Annotated in this window: 14 protein-coding genes and 1 tRNA gene; 6 read left to right on the forward strand and 9 right to left on the reverse strand. The window is 67.9% G+C overall.

Annotation, left to right across the window (positions count from 1 at the left end; translation table 11 throughout):
* Window positions 1–11 precede the first annotated feature (11 nt).
* A complete protein-coding gene (locus tag ACFOMD_RS11880; protein WP_380861603.1) occupies window positions 12–350 on the reverse strand; it encodes a P-II family nitrogen regulator in 339 nt (112 codons plus the stop codon).
* A 226-nt stretch (window positions 351–576) separates the two neighbouring features.
* On the opposite strand from ACFOMD_RS11880, the gene ACFOMD_RS11885 reads away from it, so the two are divergent.
* The gene (locus ACFOMD_RS11885) at window positions 577–1,344 is read left to right on the forward strand and encodes a phosphocholine cytidylyltransferase family protein (RefSeq protein WP_380861605.1); all 768 of its coding nucleotides are present in this window, start codon (window positions 577–579) and stop codon (window positions 1,342–1,344) included.
* Here ACFOMD_RS11885 and ACFOMD_RS11890 read toward each other — a convergent pair.
* Window positions 1,341–1,787, reverse strand: a complete 447-nt coding sequence (locus ACFOMD_RS11890; protein WP_380861607.1) for an HIT family protein — start codon at window positions 1,785–1,787, stop codon at window positions 1,341–1,343. The two genes, ACFOMD_RS11885 and ACFOMD_RS11890, sit on opposite strands and share 4 nt — an antisense overlap.
* Window positions 1,788–1,843: 56 nt before the next feature.
* On the opposite strand from ACFOMD_RS11890, the gene ACFOMD_RS11895 reads away from it, so the two are divergent.
* Together ACFOMD_RS11895 and ACFOMD_RS11900 are read left to right on the forward strand one after the other, a co-directional pair.
* Window positions 1,844–1,920: transfer RNA gene (locus ACFOMD_RS11895), tRNA-His, on the forward strand.
* 173 nt (window positions 1,921–2,093) lie between these two features.
* Complete coding sequence (locus tag ACFOMD_RS11900) at window positions 2,094–3,134, forward strand: Leu/Phe/Val dehydrogenase (protein WP_380861609.1); 1,041 nt, start codon at window positions 2,094–2,096, stop codon at window positions 3,132–3,134.
* Window positions 3,135–3,301: 167 nt separating this feature from the next.
* Here the strand turns inward: ACFOMD_RS11900 and ACFOMD_RS11905 are convergent, their stop codons facing one another.
* The 3 genes from ACFOMD_RS11905 to ACFOMD_RS11915 form a co-directional block, all read right to left on the reverse strand.
* A complete protein-coding gene (locus ACFOMD_RS11905; RefSeq protein WP_380861611.1) occupies window positions 3,302–7,498 on the reverse strand; it encodes a translocation/assembly module TamB domain-containing protein in 4,197 nt (1,398 codons plus the stop codon).
* Window positions 7,498–9,447: an autotransporter assembly complex protein TamA gene (locus ACFOMD_RS11910; RefSeq protein WP_380861613.1), complete on the reverse strand. Its 1,950-nt coding sequence runs from the start codon at window positions 9,445–9,447 to the stop codon at window positions 7,498–7,500. Before ACFOMD_RS11910 ends, ACFOMD_RS11905 begins: the two co-directional genes overlap by 1 nt.
* Window positions 9,448–9,509: 62 nt before the next feature.
* The gene (locus ACFOMD_RS11915) at window positions 9,510–9,713 is read right to left on the reverse strand and encodes a hypothetical protein (RefSeq protein WP_380861615.1); all 204 of its coding nucleotides are present in this window, start codon (window positions 9,711–9,713) and stop codon (window positions 9,510–9,512) included.
* Window positions 9,714–9,907: 194 nt separating this feature from the next.
* Here ACFOMD_RS11915 and ACFOMD_RS11920 point away from each other — a divergent pair, with 194 nt between their 5' ends.
* Window positions 9,908–10,069 (forward strand): hypothetical protein, encoded by a 162-nt coding sequence (locus ACFOMD_RS11920; RefSeq protein ID WP_380861617.1) that lies wholly within the window; start codon window positions 9,908–9,910, stop codon window positions 10,067–10,069.
* Between the two features lie 7 nt (window positions 10,070–10,076).
* On the opposite strand, the gene ACFOMD_RS11925 is transcribed toward ACFOMD_RS11920, so the two are convergent.
* The 3 genes from ACFOMD_RS11925 to wecB are packed head-to-tail and all read right to left on the reverse strand — an operon-like array spanning window position 10,077 to window position 13,035.
* Complete coding sequence (locus ACFOMD_RS11925; RefSeq protein WP_380861619.1) at window positions 10,077–10,724, reverse strand: hypothetical protein; 648 nt, start codon at window positions 10,722–10,724, stop codon at window positions 10,077–10,079.
* 12 nt (window positions 10,725–10,736) lie between these two features.
* Window positions 10,737–11,936: a TIGR04063 family PEP-CTERM/XrtA system glycosyltransferase gene (locus ACFOMD_RS11930; protein WP_380861621.1), complete on the reverse strand. Its 1,200-nt coding sequence runs from the start codon at window positions 11,934–11,936 to the stop codon at window positions 10,737–10,739.
* Window positions 11,937–11,943: 7 nt separating this feature from the next.
* Complete coding sequence (gene wecB, locus ACFOMD_RS11935) at window positions 11,944–13,035, reverse strand: non-hydrolyzing UDP-N-acetylglucosamine 2-epimerase (RefSeq protein WP_380861623.1); 1,092 nt, start codon at window positions 13,033–13,035, stop codon at window positions 11,944–11,946.
* Between the two features lie 136 nt (window positions 13,036–13,171).
* On the opposite strand from wecB, the gene ACFOMD_RS11940 reads away from it, so the two are divergent.
* Both ACFOMD_RS11940 and ACFOMD_RS11945 read left to right on the forward strand, forming a co-directional pair.
* Window positions 13,172–13,318 carry a hypothetical protein gene (locus ACFOMD_RS11940; protein ID WP_380861625.1) on the forward strand — a complete coding sequence of 49 codons (147 nt, stop codon included), beginning with the start codon at window positions 13,172–13,174 and terminating at the stop codon, window positions 13,316–13,318.
* The gene (locus tag ACFOMD_RS11945; protein ID WP_380861627.1) at window positions 13,311–14,696 is read left to right on the forward strand and encodes a putative O-glycosylation ligase, exosortase A system-associated; all 1,386 of its coding nucleotides are present in this window, start codon (window positions 13,311–13,313) and stop codon (window positions 14,694–14,696) included. The genes ACFOMD_RS11940 and ACFOMD_RS11945 overlap by 8 nt, the downstream gene beginning before the upstream one ends.
* Here ACFOMD_RS11945 and ACFOMD_RS11950 read toward each other — a convergent pair.
* Window positions 14,667–15,305, reverse strand: coding sequence for a TetR/AcrR family transcriptional regulator (locus ACFOMD_RS11950; protein WP_380861629.1), 639 nt, complete (start codon window positions 15,303–15,305; stop codon window positions 14,667–14,669). The genes ACFOMD_RS11945 and ACFOMD_RS11950 overlap by 30 nt on opposite strands.
* Window positions 15,306–15,361: the final 56 nt, after the last annotated feature.

A 15,361-nucleotide genomic window follows, 5' to 3' on the forward strand; every position in this document is an offset into this window, starting at 1 on the left:
TTGGTAGGTGGTTAGATCGCGTCGCTGTCGCGCTCGCCGGTGCGGATGCGCACCGCCATCTCGACGGGCGTGACGAAGATCTTGCCGTCGCCGATGCGGCCCGTGCGAGCGGCGCCGGCGATCGCCTCGACGGTGCGCTCGACGAGATTGTCCTCGACGACCACCTCGAGCTTCACCTTCGGCAGGAAGTCGACGACATATTCGGCGCCGCGGTAGAGTTCGGTATGGCCCTTCTGCCGCCCGAAGCCCTTGGCCTCGACGACGGTGATGCCCGACACACCGATCTCGTGCAGCGCTTCTTTCACTTCATCGAGCTTGAACGGCTTGATGATCGCTTCGATCTTTTTCACGTGAACCCCCGTGATGTCCTAAGCGCGCGTTCTGCATGAGCCGTGCCAGAAGCTCGCGTCAGGGGCGAGGGGCTTCGCGGCAGGCTGGATGCCCAAGCCGACAGCACGCATGCCCAAATTTTGGGCATCATACATGGGTATGATGTCACGGGATTGCCCTTTATCCGCCACAAACGGACCCGACATCGCACTCTCGGCGTTCGTGCCGGTTGTGAATTCGGAGAGTATGATGAAGGCGATCATTCTGAGTGCAGGTCAGGGCTCGCGGCTGCTGCCGTTGACGGCCGACCGCCCGAAGTGCCTCATCGACTTCAACGGCAAGACCCTGCTCGACTGGCAGCTCGACGCGCTGATCGCCAATGGCCTTACCGATATCCTTGTGGTCGTCGGCTTCAAGTCGGATGCGGTCGAGGCGCATCTCGCCGCGCGCGATGAGCGCCGCGCGATGATCCGCACGCTGTTCAATCCCTTCTTCCAGGTCGCCGACAATCTCGGCTCGGTGTGGCTGGCACGTCCGGAGATGGACGGCGACTTCCTCATCCTCAACGGCGACACGCTCGTCTCGCCGGCGCTCGTCGAGAAGGTGCTGCGCGACGCGCGTGCGCCGATCACCGTCACCGTCGACCAGAAGGCCGGCTATGATAGCGACGACATGAAGGTGCGCCGCGAAGGCCCGCGCCTCGTCGCCATCGGCAAGACCCTGCCGCTCGACGAGGTGAACGCTGAATCGATCGGCATGCTGGTGTTCCGCGGCGAAGGCGCCGGGATCTTCTCAAGCACGGTCGACGCGGTGATGCACACCGCCGAGGGCACCAAGAGCTGGTATCTGAAGGTGATCAACCGCATCGCCCAGGAAAGCTACGTTGGCACCGTGTCGATCAAGGGCCACGAGTGGGGCGAGGTCGACTTCCCCGCCGACGTGGTGAGCGCTCGCGCGCTGACCGCCGGCTGGGCGAACCCGGACGCCGAAACGGAAACCCGCCGCACCGCCTAGCGGGTCGCGGTCGGGTCCGGCCAGAATCTCTTCAGCCAGATCGCCAGATCGCTGATCTGCGCGGGCGTCAACGCGACGGCCTCGCCGAGCGCCGGCGCCTTCGGCCAACCCTTGTCGGGCACCTCGATGCCCACCTCGCTGCGGCCGCCTTCATAGCGCGGCAGCACATGGAAATGGACGTTCGGGTCGACCATCATCAGCATCAGATAGTTGATGCGCGCATAGCCGACCGCTCGCTCCAGCGCCGATTCGATATGCCAGGTGACGGTCGCCAGCTCGGCGAAGGCGGCGGGCTCCAGCGCGGAGAAGGCGGTGGCGTCCGACTTCGCCGCGAGCACGAGGCTGCCGAGCGTCGGCTGCTCGGGGCGGAGCAGCACGACCCAGTGCCGATAGTCGGCAATCAGCGTGTCGGGATGGCCGAAACGGCGGATGGTATCGTTCATCTTTGCACCTCCTTGACGCTCAACGCCCCTGCACGTATGTCCGCCCCCTCGTTGTGGCGACCTTAGCTCAATTGGTTAGAGCGCCGGTTTGTGGTACCGGAGGTTGCGGGTTCAATCCCCGTAGGTCGCCCCACTTCCCCCCTTGATAGACGTGTTTGCGCGGCGGCGCCCATCCAGTGCGTGTGATGACGCGTGGAGCCGGCTCAAGCGAGGGGCGTTCACCTCGGTACAGTACCCGGCGGTTGCAAATCGGCGCATTTCGTTTATTGCGCGACCCGGCAACATTATTACGCGAGGAGTCTCGGCATGGCGGTGTTCGACGCGGTCGATTTCGACGCGCACGAAGGCGTTCATTTCTTCGATGATCCGAAGACGGGGCTTCGCGCCATCATCGCCATTCACTCGACGCATCTCGGGCCGGCCGCCGGCGGCAGCCGCTACTGGACCTATGCCAGCGACGATGCCGCGGTGACCGACGCGCTGCGCCTGTCGCGCGGCATGAGCTACAAGAACGCCATGGCCGAGCTGCCGATGGGCGGCGGCAAGGCGGTGATCCTGAAGACCGCGGCGCCGAAGAACGACGCCTATCTCGAAACCTTCGGCCGCGCCGTCGACTCGCTCGGCGGCCGCTACGTCACCGCCGAGGACGTCGGTATCTCCGACGCCGACATGGTCGTTGTGTCACGCCAGACCCGGCACGTCTCGGGCCTGCCGGTCGCCGGCGGCGCCGCGGGCGGCAACCCGGGGCCGTCGACCGCCGAGGGCGTATTCCGCGGCATGCGCGCGGCGGTGAAGCACAAGCTCGGCCGTGACGGCTTTGCGGGTGTCCATGTCGCCATCCAGGGCCTCGGCTCGGTCGGCTATGCGCTGGCCGGCAAGCTGGCGGCTGCGGGTGCGAAGCTGACCGTCGCCGACATCGACGAGGCACGGGCGGCCAAGGCCGCCGCCGAATTCGCCGGTCGCCATGTGCCGGTCGACGAGATCATGGCGGTCGAGGCTGACGTGCTGTCGCCCTGCGCATTGGGCGCCACGCTCAACGCCACCTCGATCGAGGCGCTGAACGTCGCGATCGTCGCGGGCGCGGCAAACAACCAGCTTGCGACCCCGGCCGATGGCGCGCGCGTCCATGCGCGCGGCATTCTCTACGCGCCCGACTATGTCATCAACGCCGGCGGCATCATCAACGTCGCGACCGAATATCTCGGCAGCGGCGATGCCGAGGCGGTGACCAAGCTGATCGCCAAGATCGAAGGTCGCCTCGCCGACATCTTCGTCGAGAGCGACCGCACCGGCACGCCGACCGACGTCGTCGCCGACCGCATGGCGCAGAAGCTGATCGGCCGCTAAGCGCGGCCGGCTTCGCGCCAGCGCCGAAGTCGTCCGAACCGTCGCCTGCTATTCCATCTACATCGTCACCCCCGCGCAGGCGGGGGTCCATTAACGCCGACGCTTCGGAGTATGGATCCCCGCCTGCGCGGGGATGACGAGGTTGGAGGATGGTCTGCGGCGGGCTTCTAATAATCCTTTGACCAGCGCAGGTTGACGCTGGTGCCGCCCTGCGTTGCCACCTGGCTCAGGATCGACAGGCTGCGCGTCAGCTCGACCTCGATCTGCGTCGCGGTATAGCCCTGCGCATCTGTGGCGACCTCGACATAGACGCGGTCGCCCAGATACTCGCCCGCCGCCACCGAGGCGCCGCGGCCCGTCGTGGTGTTGCCGGGCAGGATACGCAGCCGGTCAACGCCGATGCCTTTCCTGAGCACGTTGAACACATCGAGGCTGGCGCCGCTGCCGCCGCGCAGGCTCGCGACGGCGCCGGCGAGCTGCAGCGCCTCCGGCGCCGACAGGTCGGTGATCGAGGCGCCGAACAGCACGCGCGACAGCACCTCGTCCTCGGGCAGCGCCGGGATCGAGCTGAAGGCGATCTCCGGCTGCTGCGCGGTGCCGGTGATGCGCAAGGTCGCGGTCAGCCCCTCGACGCGCGCCTCGGCGGCGATATCGACGATCGGGTCGGGCGGATAGGCGCCGCCGCCGGTGAAGCGGAGCAGGCCGCGCGTCAGTTCGAAGCGGCGGCCGGCGAACTCATAGGAGCCGCGGATCAGCTCGGCGCGGCCGGCGATGTTGAAGGCATCGGCCCGGCCGGTCAACTTCAGATCGGCCTGCCATTCGGACTCGAGCCCCATGCCGTCGACGTCGATCTTGTTGTCGGCGTCGATGCCCATGTCGAGCCGCCAGACGGTCGGTTTGACCGCGGCGGTGCTGGCACGGCGAACCAGCGCGGCGTTGCGCTCGGTCACGATCAGCTCGGGCACTTCCTCCACCGCTGTGCGGCCGATGCGGAAGCGGGCGCGGTCGATCTTCAGGTTGCCGGAAATGAGGCCGCCGTCCTCGCCGCTGCTGATGCGGATCGGGCCGGTGCCGGTCGCCGACAGGTCGTCGCGGCGCAGCAGTTGCGCATTCTGCGCCTGCAACCGGATGTCCATCGGGAAGCCGCGGACGATCGACAGGTCGATATAGCCGTTGCCGGTGACGGTGCCGCCATTGCCCGCCTGGCCGGTGAAGTTGGTGAACTCCAGCCGGGAGCCGGAGAAGCGGCTGTCGAGTTTGATGTTTTCGACGACGGTGCCGAGCAGCGTGCTCTCGAAGCGCAGATCCTCGCTGCGCATCACGCCGCGCACCGTCGGCTCGCCGAGCTTGCCGCCGAGGTCGGCGGAAATGGCGATCGGCCCGCGCACGTCGAACGCCTCGATGCCGGTCAGCGGCCATAGGGCGCCGGCAGGGCCGTTGAAGCGGAGCTGCGCGGTGAGCGGCGCGGCGAGCAGTCGGTCAACCCAGGGGTCCGACGCCTCGCCGGGAATCGGGCGGAGCTGCGCCTGCATGCGGCCGAGCACACGGTCGCGGCGCTGGAACACCGCCACCATCGCCGCCGAATTGCCCTCGATCGCGGCGGACAGCCCGACATTGACCGGCAGCGACACGGTGGCGAGGCCGCTACGCGTCAGCCGCGCGATCTGGAGGCGCGCGCGGCCGCGGGGCAGTGCGCCGCTGGCCGGGATGACGAGGTTGACGGTGCCGGTGGCGCGGCCGTCGATCTCCAGCGGCGAGATGATGTTGATGAGCTGGAGGCTGAGCCCGTCCAGCCGCGCATTGATTGCGGTGTCGGCGCCGAAGGTGCCCGACAGCTCGGCCGAGCCCTGTGCCAGCTGCAACGTCGTGGGCAGCAGGCGCCAGCCGCCGGTCACGGGTTCGAGGATCGCCGGCGCCGCCAGTTTCACCGCCTCGCGGTCGACCGAGCCGTTGCCGGTGACGGTGATCCGCTCGGGCTCGAAGCCGACGCGGCCGTCGAAGGTGAAGGGCGCGCCCTGCTGGCCGCGCGCCTTGATCGTGGCGCTGCCGCGGCCGGCACGATATTCGACATCGGCAGTGGCGGTCTCGATTTCGAGCCGCGCGCGCTGCACGCCGCGCATCGTCGTCTTCGCGGTGATCGCCGGCGCCGCTTCATAAAGGACCAGCGTCGCATCGAGATTGCCGCGCGCGATGCTGGTCGGCTCGCCCATGATCTGCAGTCGGCCGTTGCGCGCGGTAAGCTTCGCCTCCATCCGCTGCACATTCTCGAACGGCGACAGGCGGATGGCGCCGGTGACGCCGGGGCCGGCCACCGAGAGGATGCCGGTGAAGGCCGGGCCGGTCTGGGTCAGCGGCCCGTCGGCCGTCAGCCCGACCGCGTTCAGCTCGGTCACGTCGACGACCAGAGGTTGGCCGGGGCGGGTGATCAAGCGGGCGCGCATCGTCGTCGGGCCATAGGTCGTCTGCCCGTTGGCGACGACGGCCCAGCCTTCAGGCAGCGGGGTCACGCGGGCGCGGACATCGGCAAGGCCGACGCCGAAGCCCGGCGACAGGAGCCGCACATCGACATTTGGCTTGTCGATCGGCCCTTCGAGGCTGACTTCGAAAGGACCGTAGGGCACCGATCGCCCGCGCCCCTGCATCCGGAACAGGCCGTCGACGCGACGCGAGCCGCTGCCGGTCATCGTTACCGCCGGCGAGGTGAGGCGCGCGTTGCGGAAGCTGGTGTCGCCGTTCGGCGCCACCGCGATGTCGGCGGTGATCGTCGGTCGGCCCTCAAGCAGCCAGGCGAAGAAGCTATTGTCGAGCCGGGTGACGCGCGCCGTTGCCTTGCCCGCAACCTGCGGATTGCGGCCGTCGGCGGACGGCAGCACGCGCAGGTCGGCATCGACATCGACGAGGCCGAGGCCGGGCACCTCATAGCGCGGCAGCTTCCCCGCCAGCGCGACATTGTAGCGGCCGGTGGCGAGGTCGAGCGCGGCGATGGCACGCGCGTTGACCCTATCGGAGCGCAATAGCAGCGCGTTCGACGTGATGTTGAGCCCGTCCACGAACAACGGGCCTTCGACACGCACGTTGGTGAGCAGCGGCGTCAGGAAACCGCCGACGCCGGTGATCCGCCGCGCGGTCAGGGTCAGCGGAATGGTCAGCGGTCCCTCGCCGACCTCGATGCGCCCGCTGGCGCGCAGGTCGTCGAACACGGTGGCGGCGAGCGCCGCCTGCTTCGACGTCAGCAGATAATCGACCGTCGGCTGCGCGAACGCGCCTTCGAGGCGGGCGGTCAGCGCGAGGTCGCGGCTGGTGAGCCGCGCCATCAGCGCTTCCGGGCGCAGCAGGCGCGCGCTGACCGACACACCACCAAACTCGCCGGCGCCGAGGTCGATGACGCCGGTGGCGCCCAGCGCCAGCGCGCGGCTGTTGGCACTGATCGTGCCGTCGAAGCGACGCTCGGTGAAGGCGCCGTCGATGGTCAGGCGCAGTTGCGGCTCGGCCAGCGTGCGCACTACGCCGCCGACGACCAGACCCGGGGCGGCGGTGCCGGCGAGCGTGAAGCGGCCGTCGCGCACCGCGAGGTCGAGATCGGCGAGGCTGGCCCCGCCGAGGGTGCCGTCGACATTACCCTGCCAACGCGTCCAGTTGCCGTCGCCGACGACGCGCAGCGCCAGCGGCTGCTTGAGGCCGAGCATCGCGGTGACGACGCCGGTTGCGGGCGACTGCACGTTGGCGGCGATGTCGAACTGGTCGCGGTCGGGCGCGGCGTCGAGCTTCAGGATGACGCGGTCGCCACCGGTCGAGGTGGCGTTGGCGTCGACCAGCGCGCGCTGGTCATGGATATCGATCTTGCCCTCCAGCCGCGCGAGTTGGCGGCGGCCAGTGACCGGCGCCTCGATAATCACCCGCTCGAACAGCAGCTTGCCGATGTAGATATCGATGTCGGGCAGGATCGGCCCGGTGGGGTCGGTCTTGTTGAGCTGCGGCATGCGCAGCCAGCGCACCGTGTCGGCGGTCAGCGAGTTGATCTGTACGCGCCGCTGCACGAGCAGCGCCGGTCGCCAGTCGAGCTCGACGCGCGGCGCGGTGACGAAGGTTCCTTTCGGGTCGCCGACGCGCAGATCGTGAATGATCAGCCGCCCGTAGATCGAGCCCTCCAGCCGACCGACCGAGATGGTGAGGCCCGATTTCGGCGCGATACGGTCAAGCTGCGCGGCGAGGAAGCGCTGGCCGGGCGCGGTGTTGAGGACCTGCAGCCCGATCAGCGCCAGCGCGACGAGTCCAAACAGTCCGATACCGAGAATCGCGAGGATGCGCCGCAGCGGTGCGCCGCCGCCGGGGGTTTCCGAGACCGAGGTGGGCTCTTCAGCCATCAGAAGGCCTGACCGATCGACACATAGACACCGACCTTGGGGTCGCCGCTGCGCGGATCGAGCGGTGTTGCCACGTCGAAGCGGATCGGGCCGAAGGTCGTGTAGTAACGGGCGCCGATGCCGGCGCCGAAGCGGAAAGTGTCGAAGCGCGGCAGGGTCGAGGTGTAGATCTGGCCGGCATCGATGAACGGCACCACGCCGAAATCGCCGAAGCGGATGCGGGCCTCGATCGACGCTTCGGCGAGCGAGCGGCCGCCGATCGGGTCGTCGAACGGATCGCGCGGGCCGATTTCCTGGAAGCCGAAGCCGCGAACCGAGCCGCCGCCGCCCGAATAGAAGCGGCGCGACGGCGCGATGCGGTCGCGGTCGGCGCCGAAGATCGAGCCCGCCCGCACGCGGCCGGCCAGCACCACGCGGTCGCCGAAGGGCTGGTAGGCGCTCGCGTCGATCTGCCCCTTCAGATAGCCGAAGGCGCTGCCCTGGAACGAGGCTTCTGGGCTGACGCGCGCCGACAGGCGGAAGCCCCCGGTCGGGTCGAGCAGATCGTCGGTGCCGTCATAGCTGAGCGAGCCGGGCAGGGCGCCGATGAAGAAGGTGCGGCGGCGGCTCATGCCGGTATCGAGATTGGTGTCGCGCTCGTCGGTCGCCACCAGTTCGGCGCCCAGCGAATAATACCATTTCTTCTGCCAGATGAAGTTGGTCTCACGCGCAAGGCTGGCGCCGAGCGTGAAGGTGCGCGCCTGATAGGCGTCGCGGTCCTCGTTGCTGATTTCGGACCTGAGCAGCAGGATGTTGTCGCGCTGGCGGAAATTGTTGAAACGGATCTCGCCGGCAAGGCGCTGTTCCTCGGTGCCGAGCACCCCGCGGGCGGTCAGCGCGCCTTCGGGCGGGAACATATTGCGGTGCTGCCAGCTCGCCTCGACGCGGAAGCCCTCGCCGGTCGAATAGCCGGCCTGGCCGGCGAGCGTGCGCAGCGGCGCGGCCTGCAGCGCGACGATGATGTCGACGACGCCCGGTTCGTTGGCTTCCGACGCGCGGACGCCGACGCTGCCGAACAGGCCGGTGGCGACCAGCGCGCGGCGCAGATCCTCAAGCTCGGCGGAATTGAACGTCTCTCCGCGGCGGAAACGGGTCAGCCGCTCGATATGCCGAGAGCTGACGAGCTGGTCGCCCTCGACGCGGATATCGCCGATCACCGCCGCCTGGCCGGTGACGATCGGCACGCGGTAGCTCGCCTTCTGCGTCTCGTGATCGATGCCGATCTCGCGGTCGCCGACCGAGGCGAAGGGGTAGCCCATTTCGGGCAGCTTCACTCGGACCCGGTCCTCGGCGTCCTGCACCGCTTGCGCCTCGACCGGATCGCCGACCTTCAGGCCGAGCGTATCGAGGATCAGCTCGCGCGGGGCGCTCGGCGGGGTCGCCACTTCGATACGGTCGAACGTGTAGCGGTTGCCCGGGGCGACGCTGATCGCGACCTTGGCGGCGCCGCCTTCGGCTTCCGCCGGGGTGATGTCGATGTCGACGACACCGCCATAATAGCCCTCGGCGCGCAGCAGCTTGTCGATCAGCGCGCTGTCCTCGCGGGCGCGGCGATCGAGCTGCGCGAGATTGTCGAGCGAGTCGCCGGTCTCGAGCGCCGACAGCTCGCGGAAGCGACCTCCCAGGCCGACCTCGGACAGGCCCTTGACCTCGACGGTGTAGCGCAGTGCCACGCGGTCGCTGTCGTCGCGGCGCGGCGGGCGGGCGCCGTCGGGGCGCTGGCCGGCGTTGGGAAACTCGACCTCCAGCTCGGGCAGCGGCGCCAGCGGCTGGTCGGGATCGATCTCGGGAACGTCGGGGAGCGTTTCGGCGACCGGCGGCGCGGGAGGCGGCGTCTGCGCGCGCAGCGGTTCGAACGCGACAGCGCACAACAGCAGCGCCGCGAACCTACGAACCGGAGGAGAATTCATGCCCACGCTCTAGCGGAACGCCGGTGGTTCCGCAAAGTGCCGCGTCCGGAACGAGCTGACGTTTAGTGCAGTTCGCCGACCACGTCCTGCAGTTGCAGCAACTCGACCGCGCGCTCGATCTGGCGCCATCGGCAGAAGAGATCGATATCGCCCGCATCGCGGAAGCGATCGGCGCGCGTCGCCGCCTCCACAACCGCGTCCTCGCCGAACGCGGCGATCAGCAGCGATGCTTCCTCGAGCGACGCCCGGCCGTTGATGATCTGCATTGAGCCCCCCATCAGGCTCAGAATGCGCGCGCCTCATGCCCCCGGCAAGAAGAACCGCCCCCTGAATGGCTGATTAATGCACAGGCGTGGCGCGCGCGCACTGAATGATTCCACGGCGAAACGACGCGGCCGCGCGACTTTCCACGCGCGAGAAGGCGTGGCAGAGGGCGGCAAGGGATTTCGGAAAGCAATTTATGAAGCGCAGCACCGGCGGCGGCATTTTCATCGCGATCGGGCTGATCGCTGGCCCGATCATCGGCGTGATCTACGGCCAACCGTCGCTCGGCCTGATCGGCGGCCTCGTCGCCGGCATTGTGATCGCGGGCGTGATCGCGTTCTGGGAGATGCGGCGCTGATCGCAGGTTAGTTGCCGCCGCCCTCGATCGAGCGGCGGATGTCGGCGATGGTCTTCTCGGCGTTGGCCGGCTTGCGCAGGCCCCCGACACTGCCCTGCACGCCCTGCATCGCCAGCCGGCCATCGATCGCTGCCAGCCGTTCCGAAATCTGCGCTTCCAGCGCTTCGACGCGCGCCAGCACATCGCCGCCGCCGATCTGTCCGGGCAGCGCGGCCAGGGCTGCCTCGATCCGTGACAGACGGTCGTCGAGATCACTCGGCGCCGCGGCGAGGCGGGCCGGGGCCACCGGGGCAATCACCTCAGGCGCGGGGTAAACTGCAGGCGGCGCGAGCGGCGGCGCATAGGCCGGCTCGGTGATCGTCTCGCCGCTATCCATCTGCTCGGCGGCCGAGAGCGGCGCCGGCTCATAGTCGTCGTCGACATCCCATTCGTTCCGCCGGCGGCGGATAAGCCAGAGGGTCAGCAGAAACGCCGGCAGGAAGGCGGCGAAGGCAAGCAGCCCGCGCGCGGTCATGCCGAGCGGCGGCGCGGCGGCGGGCAGCACCGACGCGAGGCCGATGCCGACGGTGATCGCGCCGAGTACGCCGTCGGGCAGGAAGAAGATGATGGCGGCCAGCACCAGGCCGATGAACAGACCGCGCTTCAAACCGCTCATGCGAACCCCTGCTTATTTCTGGCCGCGGCGCGACGCCGTCAGCCGTTCATATACCGGAACATATGCCGTAACCGAACGATCCCAGGTCCGCTCCCTGGCGACATAGTCCTTCGCCACCTTACGCCGTGCCGGCCAACTCTCGCGATCGGCGAACAACTGCGCCAGCGACGCGGCGAGCGCGGCCGGATCGTCGGCGCGGAACAAGGTGCCGGTGACGCCGTCCTCGATCAGCTCGCGGTGGCCGCCGACATCGCTCGCCGCGACCAGCTTCTCCTGCGCCATCGCTTCCAAGGGCTTCAGCGGCGTGACCAGATCGGTCAGCCGCATGTGCTTCCGCGGATAGGCGAGCACGTCAACGAGGCTGTAGTAGCGGTCGACCTCGCTGTGCGGCACCCGGCCGACGAAATGGATGCGGTCGCCGACCGGCGAGGCGGCCGCCTGCGCCTTCAAGGCCGCCTCCATCGGGCCGCCCCCGACCAGCAACAGCTGCGCTTTCGGCCGCGCCGCGACCAGCGCCGGCATCGCCGCGATCAGGTCGTCGAGGCCTTCATAGTCGTAGTAGGAGCCGATGAAGCCGACGACATCGGCGCCGTCGAGCCCGAGCTGTTTCGACAGTTTCCTGTCGCGCGGCAGCGGCGTGCCGAACTGGTCGAGGTCGACGGCATTAGGCACCGCGAACAGCTTGGCCGGGTCGATGCCGCGCTGGCGCAGATCGCCCAACAAGCCGTCGCAGATCGCGCCCACGGCATCGGCGCGGCGACAGGCCCAGGTCTCCAGCATCCGCGTGGCGCGGTAGCGCAGCGATCCTTCGGTGCCGGTACCGTTGCCGACCGCGGCATCCTCCCAGAAGGCGCGGATTTCATAGACGAGCGGCAGATTGTGCCGCCGCGCGACACCCACTGCGGCGAGCGCGGTCAGCACCGGCGAATGGGCGTGGATGATGTCGGGCCTCACCTCGGCGACCAGCCGGTCGAGCGCGCGGGCGCTCGCCTGCACCTCGCCAAGGATCGGCGGGCCGCCGGCGGGACCGGTGCGGTGGAAGGCGAGGCCGTCGACCACCTCGGGGCTCGGCCCGTCCTTGAAGTGCCGCGGCGTCGTCAGGTGCACCGTCTCCCAGCCGAGCCGGCGCTGGCCGAGCAGCAGCGCGCGGGTGCGGAAGGTGTAGCCGCTGTGCAGCGGCAGCGAATGGTCGAGAACGTGAAGGATGCGCACGCTTGGGTCAGGCGCTCCGGCGGGCGCGCAAATCGGCGACGCAGCGATCGGCGGTGCCGCCGTCCCACAGGTCGGGGCGGCGCGATCGGCTGCTGGCGAACATCGCGGCGTTCACTTCCTCGATCAGCGTCTCGGGCTTCACCAGCCGGTTGGTGCCCTCGGTGACGGTGATCGGCCGCTCGGTGCTGTCGCGCAGGGTCAGGCAGGGGATGCCGAGGTAGGTGGTCTCCTCCTGCAACCCGCCCGAATCGGTGATGATCGCGCCGGCGCGGCTGACCAGTGCCATGAACGGCAGGTAGGACAGCGGCTCGACGACGCGGACGCCGGCTTCCTCGAGCTTGATGCCGAGATTGTAGCGGCCAAGCCGCTGGCGGGTGCGCGGATGGACCGGGAACACCAGCGGCAGGCCCTGCGCCACCTGGCACAGCGCCTCGACGATGCGCGCCAGCTGGCGGAAATCATCAACGTTGGACGGGCGGTGCAAGGTGACGACGCCATAGCCGCGCGGGCTGAGGCCGAGCCGCTCGGTGATGTCCTCCGCCTCGATCCGCGGGCGCACCAGTTCGTAGCTGTCGAGCATGATGTTGCCGACGCGGGTGATGCGTTCGACCGGGATGCCCTCGGCGGCGAGATTTTCGTCGGCGTCGGGCGACGGGGTCCACAGCACGTCGGCGAGCACGTCGGTGACCAACCGGTTGATCTCTTCGGGCATCGCCCGGTCGCGCGAGCGCAGCCCTGCCTCGAGATGCACCGTGCGGATGCCGAGCTTGGCGCCGACCATCGAGCAGGCGGCCGTCGAGTTGACGTCGCCGACCACGACCAGCCAGTCGGGCCGGTCCTCCATCGCGATCTTTTCATAGGCGATCATCACGCCGCCGGTCTGCTCGGCGTGCGTACCCGAGCCGACGCCGAGATGATGGTCGGGGGCAGGGAGGCCCAGATCGGCGAAAATATCGTCCGACATGTTGGCGTCGTAATGCTGACCGGTGTGGATCAGCACGGGCGTGAAATCGCCCGACGCCTTCAACGCATGGTAGAGCGGCGCCACCTTCATGAAGTTCGGCCGGGCGGCCGCGATCAGATGTACGCGCTCGGGCATCAAGAGGCTTTCGCTGGCGACACCTTCGCCGCTTAAAGCCTTGGCCTGCAACCGGCAAGCCGAGCGCGCGGCATCGCTGTGCGTTGCTGGCAGGCGGGGCCAATGTTAAGCCGGTCGGCGAACGGTCGAGGGCCCGATGGTCGACGCGCTATCCCTGCTGATCTCCCACGGCATGCTGGTCTATGTGATCTGGCGGCTGATGGGACTGCGCGACCCCGACGAGAAGAGCGTGCTGCGGCACCGCAAGGGCGGCTGGAAGGCGAACCGGGACCCCGATGCGTGACATCTTCATCCTGCTGATGCTGGTGTTCCTGTTCGTCGCGGCGTGCAAGCGGCCGTTCCTGATGACGCTCGCCTATCTGTACGTCGATCTCTTTCAGCCGCAGCAGGTCAGCTACTACCTCGTCAACACCGTCCCCGTGTCGATGATCTTCGGCGCCGCGGCGGTCGGCTTCTTCCTTGTGTTCGACGAAAAGCGCGACATGGGCTTCACCAGCCTGCAGGGCATGATGATGCTGTTCCTGGGGTGGGTGACCTTCACGACCTTCAACGCCCAGATCGACGACGCCTGGACCAAGTGGGATCCGGCGTGGAAGGCCATCATCTTCGGGGTGTATCTCCCGTTCGTACTGAAAACGCGGCAACGGCTGGAGGCGGCCGTGCTCACACTGATATTGTGTGTGGGGGCGATCACCGTGACCGGCGGTATCAAGACGATCCTCGGCGGCGGCGGCTATGGCACGATCAGCCTGCTCGTCGACAGCAATACTGGCCTGTATGAGAGCAGCACGATCTCGGCGGTCTCGGTCGCGCTCATTCCGCTCGTCATCTACTCCTACCGGTTCAACAAGATCGTGCCGAAGAGCCGCCTGACGCTGCTGGTGGCGATGGGGCTGATCTTCTCCTCGGCGCTGATCCCGGTCGGCACGGAAGCGCGCACCGGGCTCGTGTGCCTGGGCGTGCTTGCGGCGCTCAACTTCCTGCGCGCCAAGCGGAAGGTGGTCTACGCCGCGGTCGTCGGCGTCTTCGTCATCGCGGCGATCCCGCTGCTTCCTCAAAGCTTCACCGAGCGGATGGGGACGATCAAGACCCACTCCTCCGACAATTCGGCGTCGACGCGCGTGGCGGTGTGGATGTGGACGATGGACTTCGTGAAGAGCCATCCGTTCGGCGGCGGATTCTATGCCTACAAGCTCAACGAGATCGAAGTGGTGCTTCATGAGACGGTGGGCGAGGGCAACAATGCGCGGGAAGTGACGCGCACGGTGAAGGACAAGGCGCGTGCCTTCCACAGCTCCTACTTCGAGGTGCTGGGCGAGCATGGCTATCCCGGCATTACCATCTTCATGCTGATGCTGCTGATGACGCTGCTGCGCCTGCGATCGATATATGTGACCACGCGACAAAAGGCGGAGGATAACTGGAGCGCCGAACTGGCGATCGCGTTGTCGCACTGCATCATGATCTACATGGTCGGATCGCTGTTCCTCGGCGCCGCGTTCCAGTCGACGCTCTATTATCTGATCGGCATGGCCGCGTCGCTTCAGCTGATCGCGCGGCGCAGCCAGATCGCCGCCAAGCTGAAAGCGGATGAGGACAACATGGGCCGCCTTACCGCCCAGGCGCGAAACTCAATGCGGCGTCCAGGCTTTCAGGCATAGGTCGACGCAGTGGGTGACGTGGGTGGCGAGGCCATCCGCGTCCATCTCGCCGCTGCCCAGCTCCAGCATCATGAACGGCCGGCCGCGCCAGAGCGCGAGCAGGTCCTGCGCCGCCGCCAGCGGATCGTCGCCGGTGGCGATGTCGCCCGCCTCCTCGTGCCGCGCGATCATCACCGCCAGCTTGTCGCTGATCGGCCGCACCGCGCTTTCAAAGAAGATCATGCCGAGTTCGGGCACCCGCTCGCGCTCGGTGATGACCAGGTGCTGCACCGCCATCGCTTCGGGGTTGAGGATAAGCGACAGGAAGCCGTTGCCGAACGCCAGCAGGCACTCGCGCAGGTCATGGCCGGCGGAATGGTCGATCGCCAGCTGCCCCATCACCGACTCGCACTTCGCGGCAACCGACTGGGCGAACAGCTGCTGCTTGCTGCCGAAATATTTATAGGCGGTGAGCTTCGACACGCCCGCCGCCTCGGCGATCGCGTCCATGCTGGTGCCGGCGAATCCGTTGGAAATGAACAGCTTCTGCGCCGCCTGCATCACCGCGACGCGCTTGCCGATATCGACGGGCCGGCCGGCGCGCTTTTCGGGGGCGGAATTCATATCCATCGCGCAACGATATCATTTGTAAACTGTACCGTACAGTATTAGGAAGTGAGTCACGG

Origin of the sequence: Sphingoaurantiacus capsulatus, assembly GCF_042648405.1 — a bacterium.
GTDB lineage: Bacteria > Pseudomonadota > Alphaproteobacteria > Sphingomonadales > Sphingomonadaceae > Sphingoaurantiacus > Sphingoaurantiacus capsulatus.

Coding starts and splice junctions, on each gene's coding strand:
- ACFOMD_RS11945 (WP_380861627.1), top strand. CDS start 13,311: ATGCGTGACATCTTCATCCTGCTGATGCTGGTGTTCCTGTTCGTCGCG.
- ACFOMD_RS11885 (WP_380861605.1), top strand. CDS start 577: ATGATGAAGGCGATCATTCTGAGTGCAGGTCAGGGCTCGCGGCTGCTG.
- wecB (WP_380861623.1), bottom strand. CDS start 13,035: ATGCCCGAGCGCGTACATCTGATCGCGGCCGCCCGGCCGAACTTCATG.
- ACFOMD_RS11890 (WP_380861607.1), bottom strand. CDS start 1,787: ATGAACGATACCATCCGCCGTTTCGGCCATCCCGACACGCTGATTGCC.
- ACFOMD_RS11905 (WP_380861611.1), bottom strand. CDS start 7,498: ATGGCTGAAGAGCCCACCTCGGTCTCGGAAACCCCCGGCGGCGGCGCA.
- ACFOMD_RS11950 (WP_380861629.1), bottom strand. CDS start 15,305: ATGGATATGAATTCCGCCCCCGAAAAGCGCGCCGGCCGGCCCGTCGAT.
- ACFOMD_RS11900 (WP_380861609.1), top strand. CDS start 2,094: ATGGCGGTGTTCGACGCGGTCGATTTCGACGCGCACGAAGGCGTTCAT.
- ACFOMD_RS11915 (WP_380861615.1), bottom strand. CDS start 9,713: ATGCAGATCATCAACGGCCGGGCGTCGCTCGAGGAAGCATCGCTGCTG.
- ACFOMD_RS11925 (WP_380861619.1), bottom strand. CDS start 10,724: ATGAGCGGTTTGAAGCGCGGTCTGTTCATCGGCCTGGTGCTGGCCGCC.
- ACFOMD_RS11940 (WP_380861625.1), top strand. CDS start 13,172: ATGGTCGACGCGCTATCCCTGCTGATCTCCCACGGCATGCTGGTCTAT.
- ACFOMD_RS11920 (WP_380861617.1), top strand. CDS start 9,908: ATGAAGCGCAGCACCGGCGGCGGCATTTTCATCGCGATCGGGCTGATC.
- ACFOMD_RS11910 (WP_380861613.1), bottom strand. CDS start 9,447: ATGAATTCTCCTCCGGTTCGTAGGTTCGCGGCGCTGCTGTTGTGCGCT.